Here is an 8,815-nt window from a genome sequence, read left to right as displayed (position 1 = left end):
AGTCGTAACAAGGTAGCCGTAGGGGAACCTGCGGCTGGATCACCTCCTTAATATACGAGCACCAAGCTTCAAAGTGCCCACACAGTTTGTTTTCAAGTAATGAAGAATAGTCAGCGTGTTTAGCAACTCAATAGTTAAACTATGAGCTTGCGTCGAAATGGGTCTGTAGATCAGTTGGTTAGATCGCACCCCTGATAAGGGTGAGGTCGGTGGTTCAAGTCCACCCAGACCCACCATTTCAAAACACTTTAGATTCTTGTTCAGATTAAAGCGCTTTATGAATATAGAGTATTTTAATCTGAATAAATCAGATGTTCATTAAAAATATGGTAAATAAAGAGGTAACACAAGCGTCTTGTATAAGACAAAAACATATGATCTGAGGCAACTGAGATTATATGGTCAAGAAGAGAAGCGCAAACGGTGGATGCCTTGGCAGTAAGAGGCGATGAAGGACGTGGAATCCTGCGAAAAGCTTCGATGAGCTGGAAACGAGCGATTAATCGAAGATGTCCGAATGGGGGAACCCGGCCATACGTGAGTATGGTCATCGTTAACTGAATACATAGGTTAACGAAGCGAACTCGGGGAACTGAAACATCTAAGTACCCGAAGGAAAAGAAATCAAAAGAGATTCTCCAAGTAGCGGCGAGCGAACGGGGAGGAGCCTGGTGTGATTTATAGTACAATGAAATAGAACAGTTTGGGAAGGCTGGCCAAAGAGGGTGAAAGCCCCGTATATGTGAATTGTATTAGGAACTAAGCACGCGAACAAGTAGGCCGGGACACGTGAAATCCTGGTTGAATATGGGTGGACCATCATCCAAGGCTAAATACTACTTACTGACCGATAGTGAACCAGTACCGTGAGGGAAAGGCGAAAAGAACCCCGGAGAGGGGAGTGAAATAGAACCTGAAACCGTTTGCGTACAAGCAGTGGGAGCATGTCTTTGGACGTGTGACTGCGTACCTTTTGTATAATGGGTCAGCGAGTTACTTTCAGTGGCGAGGTTAACTGAATAAGGAAGCCGTAGAGAAATCGAGTCTGAATAGGGCGCGAGTCGCTGTGAGTAGACCCGAAACCGGGCGATCTAGCCATGTGCAGGATGAAGGTTGGGTAACACCAACTGGAGGTCCGAACCGGGTAATGTTGAAAAATTATCGGATGACGTGTGGCTAGGAGTGAAAGGCTAATCAAGCCCGGAGATAGCTGGTTCTCCCCGAAAGCTATTTAGGTAGCGCCTCGTGAATGATTGTTGGGGGTAGAGCACTGTTTCGGCTAGGGGGCTGTCATGGCTTACCAAACCGATGCAAACTCCGAATACCGGCTAATTGAATCACGGGAGACACACGGCGGGTGCTAACGTCCGTCGTGAAGAGGGAAACAACCCAGACCGCCAGCTAAGGTCCCCAAGTACTAGTTAAGTGGGAAACGATGTGGGAAGGCATAGACAGCCAGGAGGTTGGCTTAGAAGCAGCCACCCTTTAAAGAAAGCGTAATAGCTCACTGGTCGAGTCGGCCTGCGCGGAAGATGTAACGGGGCTAAAACTAGTCACCGAAGCTGCGGATGTGCACTAAGTGCACGTGGTAGGGGAGCGTTCTGTAGGCTGATGAAGGTGGATTGAGAAGTCTGCTGGAGGTATCAGAAGTGCGAATGCTGACATGAGTAACGATAATGAGGGTGAAAAGCCCTCACGCCGGAAGTCCCAGGTTTCCTGCACGACGTTAATCGGAGCAGGGTGAGTCGGCCCCTAAGGCGAGGCTGAAGAGCGTAGTCGATGGGAACCAGGTTAATATTCCTGGACTTTTTGTAAGTGGTGATGTGGGGACGGAGAAGGCTAAATGAGCCAGGCGTTGGTTGTCCTGGTACGTGCATGTAGGGGGATAGACTTGGCAAATCCGGTTTATCATTAACCCTGAGGTGTGATGTGGTGCTGACACTTCGGTGTACAGCGAAGTCATTGATGCCCGGCTCCCAGGAAAAGCTGCTAGCCATAACTTACAGAGAACCGTACCGCAAACCGACACAGGTGGACAGGTAGAGAATACTAAGGCGCTTGAGAGAACTCGGGTGAAGGAACTAGGCAAAATGGTACCGTAACTTCGGGAGAAGGTACGCCCTTGCTGGTTAGTTACTTTACGTAACAAAGCTGGTGAGGGCCGCAGAGACCAGGTGGCTGCGACTGTTTATTAAAAACACAGCACTCTGCAAATTCGTAAGAAGACGTATAGGGTGTGACGCCTGCCCGGTGCCGGAAGGTTAATTGATGGGGTTATCTTCGGAGAAGCTCTTGATCGAAGCCCCGGTAAACGGCGGCCGTAACTATAACGGTCCTAAGGTAGCGAAATTCCTTGTCGGGTAAGTTCCGACCTGCACGAATGGCGTAACGATGGCCACACTGTCTCCACCCGAGACTCAGTGAAATTGAAATCGCTGTGAAGATGCAGTGTACCCGCGGCTAGACGGAAAGACCCCGTGAACCTTTACTATAGTTTTGCACTGGACTTTGATGATAACTGTGTAGGATAGGTGGGAGGCTATGAAGTGATGACGCTAGTTATCATGGAGCCAACCTTGAAATACCACCCTGTTATTATTGAGGTTCTAACTTGGTCCCGTAATCCGGGATGAGGACAGTGTATGATGGGTAGTTTGACTGGGGCGGTCTCCTCCCAAAGAGTAACGGAGGAGCACAAAGGTACCCTCGGTACGGTCGGACATCGTACCAAGAGTGTAAAGGCATAAGGGTGCTTGACTGCGAGAGCGACGGCTCGAGCAGGAACGAAAGTTGGTCTTAGTGATCCGGTGGTTCTGAATGGAAGGGCCATCGCTCAACGGATAAAAGGTACTCCGGGGATAACAGGCTGATACCGCCCAAGAGTTCATATCGACGGCGGTGTTTGGCACCTCGATGTCGGCTCATCACATCCTGGGGCTGAAGCAGGTCCCAAGGGTATGGCTGTTCGCCATTTAAAGTGGTACGCGAGCTGGGTTTAGAACGTCGTGAGACAGTTCGGTCCCTATCTGCCGTGGGCGTAGGAAAATTGAGAGGAGCTGCTCCTAGTACGAGAGGACCGGAGTGGACGAACCTCTGGTGTACCGGTTGTGACGCCAGTTGCATCGCCGGGTAGCTAAGTTCGGACGGGATAACCGCTGAAAGCATCTAAGCGGGAAGCCTCCCTCAAGATGAGTTTTCCCATGAAGCCCGTTGAAGACTACGACGTTGATAGGCAAGGTGTGGAAGCGCAGTAATGTGTGAAGCTAACTTGTACTAATTGGCTGATTGTCTTGACCATATAATCTGAGTTGCTTTGGGTATGAAGCACTACAGGATGGAATTGTGTTACGAAGCGCAAAAAAAAGCGCACTCTTTATTTACCTGATGTGAAATTGCGGTATAATGGCTGCAATTAACATTAAACCAGTTTTCCTGGCGACCATAGCGGTTTGGAACCACCTGAATCCATCTCGAACTCAGAAGTGAAACAGACATGCGCCAATGATAGTGTGAGGTCTCCTCATGTGAAAGTAGGTCATCGCCAGGGTTTTATTAAGAAGAGAAAAGCGGCCTAGTGCCGCTTTTTTTGTTTCTACCATCCATAAAATCACCAACTAATTAACCCTATTTCTCCCGCACATCCTTGCATTGACGTAGGTTGCGCCCATGGCCCAACATAGCGCGCTGGCGCGGCTAGATGCTTTGTAACAATAAAATTACTAGCAACAACAGCCAAAATCCAATCATACATAAAAAAACCTGGTCGCAAGCAACCAGGCTACATTGGCTCAATAAAAAATCAGTAATAATCAATAGTAGTGGTTGTCACATCTATAGGTCCTTGCCTATAAGGAAATACCATCACTGGTTCCACAACAGGAGTAACCGCTACTTGCCGATAAGCAACAACTTGGGTACAACAACATCCAGACATAAATACCACAACCCCCAGCAGAACAATCCATTTCATCATGTGTCCCCATTTCTACATTTATTCAAAGTGTAGATTAATTGGTCACATATCGCCAATAAGGGCACAGATTTTTTTATCAATGCAACTCGTTCTTCCGGTTCATTTTGTATATACTCATCACCTTGATATCGACAGCAATTCGACAGGATGTGAGGATGTTAGATAGAGCCAGTGTAGTTGATGAACAATTTATTAAACGGGTACGGCAAGCAGATTTCCCTATACCCAATAGCTCAATTAGCTTAGAAACAGCAGAGCTGGATAAAAAGACTGCTATAGAATTGTTTGACTCCCAAATTAAATCGCGCTTACTCGATTTAATTGCCAGACAGCTTAAAGAAAAAGGCTTATCTTTTTATACCATTGGCAGTAGCGGGCATGAGGGAAATGCGGTTTTTGGCCAGGTTTTTCGATCTGATGATATGGCCTTTTTACATTATCGAAGTGGCGCCTTCTATGTACAACGATCGAAACAAGTAAAAGGGATTGATGGGGTTAAAGACGTTTTATTATCCTTAGTTGCAGCCTCTAATGATCCAATTTCTGGTGGACGACACAAAGTCTTTGGTTCAGTTCCCCTAAATGTTCCACCCCAAACTTCAACAATAGCATCGCATTTACCCAAAGCTTTAGGTGCTGCCTTATCGATTAAACGCGCTAAAGACTTAGGAATAGAAAGTAATTTAGATCCAGATTCAATTATTCTTTGCTCCTTTGGAGATGCCTCAGCAAATCACGCTACAGCACAAACGACCTTAAATGCCTGCTCATGGATTACGCAACAAAATTACCCATTACCCCTCGTTTTTATTTGTGAAGATAATGGCATTGGCATTTCTGTACCTACACCAGCGAATTGGATTGAGCAATCAATTAATTTGCGGCCTGGATTAAATTACATTGCTTGTGATGGCTTAAATCTGGCGGATATTTATGCAAAAGCTCAAGAAGCAGAATATTTAGCTCGCTATAAAAAGCAGCCCGTATTCTTACACATGCGCTGCGTACGCTTATTAGGGCATGCTGGCTCTGACATTGAGTCTCAATACCTATCTCAAGCACAAATAGAATTCACCGAATCACATGATCCCTTATTACATACTGCAGGGATGCTCTATCGAGAAGGTTGGATGAGCCTAGAAGGAATTATCAGCCTTTATGAAAGCAATAAACATTTAATTGAAGCGAAAGCAGCGGAAGCAATTAGCCAACCTAAAATGGACAGTGCTGAAACAATCATGGCTTCCATTGTTCCTAAAATTACGCAAAAGCAAAAATACGCTTTGCCCAACGAAGTAACTCGATCGGCGGTATTTGCCAGTGCTTATCCGCAATTGAAGCAAAAACGTAACCTTTGCCAGCACATTAATTTTGCGCTTACTGATTTAATGATGCAGTATCCAAATATGGTGGTTTTTGGTGAGGATGTAGGTAAAAAAGGTGGGGTATATCGTGTTACCGCGGATTTACAATTCCGCTTCGGTAAACGCCGCGTCTTTGACACCATCCTGGATGAAACTACCATTTTGGGTACAGCCATTGGTATGGCTCATAACGGTTTTATCCCCGTTCCTGAAATCCAATTTTTGGCTTATCTCCATAATGCAGAAGATCAATTGCGTGGCGAAGCATCGACCCTATCCTTTTTTTCTAGTGGCCAATACCAAAACCCTATGGTGATCCGTATTGCCTCACTCGCTTATCAAAAAGGATTTGGGGGGCATTTCCATAATGATAACTCAATTGCCGTATTACGTGATCTACCTGGCGTGATTGTTGCATGTCCTTCCAACGGCCCAGATGCCGCTAAAATGTTACGTACCTGCATGCGCTTAGCTCATGAAGAAGGGCGAGTAGTAGTATTTTTAGAGCCTATCGCACTGTACATGACGAAAGATTTACATCAAACTGGTGATAATGGCTGGTTGTTTGATTATCCGCAACCTAATGAAATGATTGCACCTGGAACAGTTGGCACCCAGGGGGAAGGTTCTACTGTTATCTTAACTTACGCCAACGGTTATTATCTATCATGCCAAGCAGCAAAAGTCTTAAAAGACGTACATAACATCGATATAAAAATTGTTGATATACGCTGGCTTAGTCCTCTACCAAGTGAAGCTATTTTGAAAGAAGTTGCTCAGGCGAAACGGGTACTTATTGTAGATGAAGGCCGACAAAGTGGCTCTATAAGCGAAGGGTTGATTACCCTGCTAGTAGAAGAAGCCTCATCGAGTTTGCAAATTAAACGCATTACCGGTAAAGATTGTTTTATTCCATTAGGGACTGCTTGGCAATATTTGTTACCAAGCAAAGAAAGTATTATTGAAGCGGTAATCGCGTTACAGTCAGAGAAAAGGGAGATAGAAATTGGACGACTTGTTGTTTCTTGATGAGCAATTGCGTGATGATGAACGAATGATACGCGACAGCGTCGCTCGTTTTGTTACTAATGATGTAGTGCCTTTAATGGCTGAATCCTATGAACAGGCACATTTTCCACGTGAACTGATTCGTAAGTCTGCAGAATTAGGTTTATTAGGGCTGACCTTACCGGCAGAATACGGTGGGGCAGAGGCTTCCTATGTTTCTTATGGTTTGGTATGCCAGGAATTAGAAAAAGGCGATAGCGGCTTACGTAGTTTTGTTTCCGTACAAAGCTCCTTATGCATGTACCCCATTTTCCGTTACGGGAGTGAAGAACAACGAGTACGTTATTTACCTGGAATGGCTACTGGCGAAATTATTGGCTGCTTCGGTTTAACTGAGCCTGATGCCGGTTCGGATCCATCAAGCATGCGCACCAACGCTAAAAAAGAACATGGGGGCTGGCGTTTAAACGGCGCAAAAATATGGATTACCAATGCACCAATCGCAGATATGGCTATTGTCTGGGCAAAGACTGAGGAAGGAATCCGCGGATTTATCGTGGATACGAAATCAGAGGGAGTAACTTGTCCTGAAATTAAATTAAAAATGTCCTTACGTGCTTCAATTACTGGCGAGTTAGTTTTTGATAATGTATTTGTTCCCGATGAAAACCTACTTCCAGGTACGGAAAAAGGATTAGGAGCTGCATTAAGTTGTTTAAGTCAGGCTCGCTATGGAATCGCTTGGGGAGCAATAGGTGCGGCAATGGCTTGCTTTGACGTTACCCGCGACTACCTATTAGAGCGTAAACAATTTAATAAGCCTCTAGCTTCGTTCCAGATTATTCAAAAAGATCTAGCCGATATGTATACTGAAATTATTAAGGCACAATGTCTGAATCTACAAATAGGTCGTTTGAAAGAAGAGCAACGCGAAACACCAGTAATGATTTCATTAGCAAAAGGGAATTCTTGTCGTGAGGCATTGAAAATTGCCAGAAAATGCAGGAATCTATTAGGAGCTAATGGAATTAGCCTGGAGTACCATGTTATACGGCATATGCTTAATTTAGAATCAGTCTTTACCTATGAGGGTACGGATAACGTCCATACCTTAGTGCTAGGGAAGCATATTACGGGAATTAATGCTTTTGGTTAACTGTAACTATTCAGCATTACGACTCAATGACCCCTTCTTCCATTTTGGTGGAAGAGGGGAGGCATAAGTGAATAGTTGTATTTAATTGTTCTAAGTAGCAATTCCTGCGTGTTTAATTGCAACTTACAGGGAGTATCACTATGTCCAAAATGATTTTAAAACAAGCCTTAATTCTAAGTTTATTTACATTAAGTATGTCATCAGTACAAGCAGATCAAAACAAAGATCTTTTAGTGAATCGATGCCATGATCTGGCAAAAATGGTTAACTCATTGGTGCTAAGCCAACATAAGCCGGCCTGTGTGGATAAGCTAGTATTAGCCTCCAACCAAATGAGCGTCGCAGCAACGTTGATTGCGGATGATTCTGTAGACCAAGCAAAACAAATAATCGTAAACGCAGTAAAAGCCTTACAATTTGCAGAACTAACTGGATGCAGCCATTATATTCCAATTTCGCATTCAAAATTAGAAGCCAATAAGCTAAGACATCTACTTTAATAAGCCAAAATCCTGCTTGAGGTGTTTTAAGTTGAATTTAAACCTTGTCTCTACACCTCAACTACTTGTTATTTTTTCCAGACTTAGTTATCATTTGTGTCAATCGGGGCGTAGCGCAGCCTGGTAGCGTACTAGCATGGGGTGCTAGTGGTCGAAGGTTCAAATCCTTCCGTCCCGACCAAGCCCAGTAAGGGTTTTAAGAGTTTTACCCCCTCCTCAAAAGATTTTAATGGGTACTTTAGTGGGTACTTAGAATAATATGTCCCCGGAATATAAAAGAAAGCCTGCGAATCAAGATGAAATCAAATGGGTCTTTCCCAATTACGGGGGCACTCACTATTTAACAACACAGCACCCTAACACGGGTTCTATAATTTTCAAAGTTACGAAAGCCATACGCTCTTCTTTGTATCAACTTCATCTTTCTATGAAACCCTTCTGTAATGCCATTAGACTTCCTAAAACGCCACATACGTACTATCTCTTCTTTCCATAGGCAGAATGTTGGCTCTTCCCCATTTCCGGGGGCACTAATCAAGAACACAAAACTTTAACCCTTAACCTATAATTTTCAAAATTTCTAAATCCATAAGCACGACGTTGAATCAGCTTCATCTTCCGATGAAACCCTTCTGTAATGCCGTTGTTTTTAGTAAACCGCCACATTCTAACCACTTCTTCCCGCCATTGATATAATGTTTTACCTAGAGTCTTTAGTGGCTCTTCCCCATTTCCGGGGGCACTAATCAAGAACACAAAACTTTAACCCTTAACCTATAATTTTCAAAATTTCTAAATCCATAAGCACGACGTT

5 protein-coding genes, 2 tRNA genes, 3 rRNA genes and 2 pseudogenes are annotated in these 8,815 nt (G+C 44.3%); 8 read left to right on the top strand and 4 right to left on the bottom strand.

Annotated elements, in window-relative coordinates; translation table 11 throughout:
• The 4 genes from E1P08_RS17390 to rrf all read left to right on the top strand — a co-directional run.
• Positions 1-50, top strand: a 16S ribosomal RNA gene (locus E1P08_RS17390); the annotation flags it as partial.
• Between the two features lie 109 nt (positions 51-159).
• Positions 160-236, top strand: a tRNA-Ile gene (locus tag E1P08_RS16875).
• A gap of 164 nt (positions 237-400) precedes the next feature.
• Positions 401-3,298: ribosomal RNA gene (locus E1P08_RS16870) — 23S ribosomal RNA — on the top strand.
• Between the two features lie 133 nt (positions 3,299-3,431).
• A 5S ribosomal RNA gene (gene rrf, locus E1P08_RS16865) occupies positions 3,432-3,547 on the top strand.
• 60 nt (positions 3,548-3,607) lie between these two features.
• On the opposite strand, the gene E1P08_RS17300 is transcribed toward rrf, so the two are convergent.
• Both E1P08_RS17300 and E1P08_RS17295 read right to left on the bottom strand, forming a co-directional pair.
• The gene (locus tag E1P08_RS17300) at positions 3,608-3,751 is read right to left on the bottom strand and encodes a hypothetical protein (protein ID WP_165485227.1); all 144 of its coding nucleotides are present in this window, start codon (positions 3,749-3,751) and stop codon (positions 3,608-3,610) included.
• Positions 3,752-3,799: 48 nt separating this feature from the next.
• Positions 3,800-3,973 (bottom strand): hypothetical protein, encoded by a 174-nt coding sequence (locus E1P08_RS17295; protein WP_165485226.1) that lies wholly within the window; start codon positions 3,971-3,973, stop codon positions 3,800-3,802.
• A gap of 155 nt (positions 3,974-4,128) precedes the next feature.
• Here E1P08_RS17295 and E1P08_RS16860 point away from each other — a divergent pair, with 155 nt between their 5' ends.
• From E1P08_RS16860 to E1P08_RS16845, 4 genes are all read left to right on the top strand, one after another.
• Positions 4,129-6,366, top strand: coding sequence for a thiamine pyrophosphate-dependent enzyme (locus E1P08_RS16860; protein ID WP_133138111.1), 2,238 nt, complete (start codon positions 4,129-4,131; stop codon positions 6,364-6,366).
• Positions 6,344-7,501: an acyl-CoA dehydrogenase family protein gene (locus tag E1P08_RS16855; protein ID WP_133138110.1), complete on the top strand. Its 1,158-nt coding sequence runs from the start codon at positions 6,344-6,346 to the stop codon at positions 7,499-7,501. The genes E1P08_RS16860 and E1P08_RS16855 overlap by 23 nt, the downstream gene beginning before the upstream one ends.
• A gap of 140 nt (positions 7,502-7,641) precedes the next feature.
• Positions 7,642-8,001 (top strand): hypothetical protein, encoded by a 360-nt coding sequence (locus E1P08_RS16850; RefSeq protein ID WP_133138109.1) that lies wholly within the window; start codon positions 7,642-7,644, stop codon positions 7,999-8,001.
• Between the two features lie 104 nt (positions 8,002-8,105).
• Positions 8,106-8,182 (top strand) — tRNA-Pro (locus E1P08_RS16845).
• A gap of 159 nt (positions 8,183-8,341) precedes the next feature.
• On the opposite strand, the pseudogene E1P08_RS16840 reads toward E1P08_RS16845, so the two are convergent.
• Together E1P08_RS16840 and E1P08_RS16835 are read right to left on the bottom strand one after the other, a co-directional pair.
• Positions 8,342-8,506: pseudogene (locus tag E1P08_RS16840) on the bottom strand (transposase); the annotation flags it as partial.
• Between the two features lie 29 nt (positions 8,507-8,535).
• Positions 8,536-8,724 (bottom strand): annotated as a pseudogene (locus E1P08_RS16835) (transposase); the annotation flags it as partial.
• Positions 8,725-8,815 lie beyond the last annotated feature (91 nt).

The organism is Legionella rowbothamii, assembly GCF_900639985.1.
Classification (GTDB): domain Bacteria; phylum Pseudomonadota; class Gammaproteobacteria; order Legionellales; family Legionellaceae; genus Legionella; species Legionella rowbothamii.
The sequence above is the reverse complement of the archived record's forward strand: the minus strand, read 5'-3'. Positions and strand labels throughout refer to the sequence as shown.

What these genes read in the sequence shown, in the direction of transcription:
- E1P08_RS17300 (WP_165485227.1), bottom strand. Translation starts at nt 3,751, where the DNA reads ATGTATGATTGGATTTTGGCTGTTGTTGCTAGTAATTTTATTGTTACA.
- E1P08_RS17295 (WP_165485226.1), bottom strand. Translation starts at nt 3,973, where the DNA reads ATGATGAAATGGATTGTTCTGCTGGGGGTTGTGGTATTTATGTCTGGA.
- E1P08_RS16860 (WP_133138111.1), top strand. Translation starts at nt 4,129, where the DNA reads ATGTTAGATAGAGCCAGTGTAGTTGATGAACAATTTATTAAACGGGTA.
- E1P08_RS16850 (WP_133138109.1), top strand. Translation starts at nt 7,642, where the DNA reads ATGTCCAAAATGATTTTAAAACAAGCCTTAATTCTAAGTTTATTTACA.